The sequence below is a fragment of the Sphingomonas turrisvirgatae genome, assembly GCF_001721295.1.
Lineage (GTDB): Bacteria > Pseudomonadota > Alphaproteobacteria > Sphingomonadales > Sphingomonadaceae > Sphingomonas > Sphingomonas turrisvirgatae.
On sequence record NZ_MDDS01000064.1, the window covers coordinates 1 to 1528 of the forward strand.

At 64.6% G+C, this 1528-nt stretch carries 1 pseudogene; it reads left to right on the forward strand.

The features are described from left to right. Nucleotides 1-77: 77 nt before the first annotated feature. Nucleotides 78-1450, forward strand: a pseudogene (locus tag BFL28_RS16725) (transposase). Nucleotides 1451-1528: the final 78 nt, after the last annotated feature.

The window sequence follows — 1528 nt, forward strand, 5'->3', positions numbered from 1 at the left end:
TATTCCGTTGAAAAACTCGGTCTTGAAGTCGTGCTGAGGGTCTGATTCAGTTTTCGCGGTTGAGCGGAGACGGGCTGATGATGGGTGAGCGGGCGGTGGCGCAGGAAGCGCTGTTCTACAGCTTCAGCCTGGAGCGACATGTGCCGGCGGAGCATCTGTTGCGCTCGATCGACCGGTTCGTGGACCTGTCGGATATCCGCGAGCTCCTGCGGCCATTCTACAGCGAGACGGGACGGCCTTCGATCGACCCTGAGCTTTTGATCCGGATGTTGATCATCGGCTATTGCATGGGCATCCGCTCCGAGCGCCGGCTGTGCGAGGAGGTGCATCTCAACCTGCCTATCGCTGGTTCTGTCGGCTTGGTCTGGAGGGCGATGTGCCCGATCACTCGACCTTCTTGAAGAACCGGCACGGCCGCTTCCGCGACAGCGACCTGCTGCGTGAGTTGTTCGAGATGACGGTGGCGCGTTGCATCGCCGAGAGGCTGGTGGGAGGTCATGGCTTTGCGGTCGATGCCAGCCTCATCCGCGCCGATGTCCATCGCCAGCGGTCGGTGCCGGGCGAGCAAGGCCTGCCACCCGAAGCGGTCGGTCGCGCCGTTGCCGAGTATCTCGACGTGCTGGACGATGCCGCGTTCGGGGCCGCGACGCCAGTCACGCCCAAGCGCATCAACCTCACCGATCCGGCGTCACGCTGGACCGCCGCCACGCGTGAGGCTGCCTTCTATGCCTACAGCACCAACTATCTGATCGACCTCGATCATGCGGTGATCGTCGATGTCGAAGCCACGACCTCGGTGCGGCAGGCCGAGGTGACCGCGCAGCGGCGGATGATCGAGCGAACGCAAGCCCGCTTCGGCATCTGGCCAGAGCGTCTCGTGGCCGACGCCGCCTATGGCTCGGCGCCGAACCTCGCCTGGCTTGTCGAGGACATGAGCATCGAGCCGCATATCCCGGTGTTCGACAAGTCAGCTCGCACCGATGGCAGCTTCGAGCGCGCGGACTTTATCTACGACCATGAGGACGACAGCTATATCTGCCCCGGCGGCAAGCGCCTGCGGCGCTCCAACCGCAACTTCAGCACACCGCGCGCCGGCGTCGATGCAGACGGGTCGATCCGCTATCGCGCGCGTCTGCAGGACTGCCAGAGCTGCAACCTGCGGCAGCGCTGTACCCCGAACATGCCTGCCCGCAAGGTGACCCGCTCGATCCACGAAGGCGCGCGCGACATGGCCCGCGATATCGCCACCACCGACGCGTACCTCGTGTCACGTCGCCAGCGGAAGAAGGTCGAGATGCTGTTCGCTCACCTCAAGCGCATCCTGAAGCTCGACCGCTTGCGCCTGCGCGGGCCGAACGGCGCACGAGACGAGTTCCACCTCGCCGCGGCCGCCCAGAACCTCCGCAAGCTGGCCAAGATCATCCCGATGGCACAGCCAGCACCGGCCTGATCACCAATGGATGCCGCTCGCCTCCATCGCCGCGCTACCCTCGAACCATGCCGCAGCCGACTTTTTCAACGGAATAGG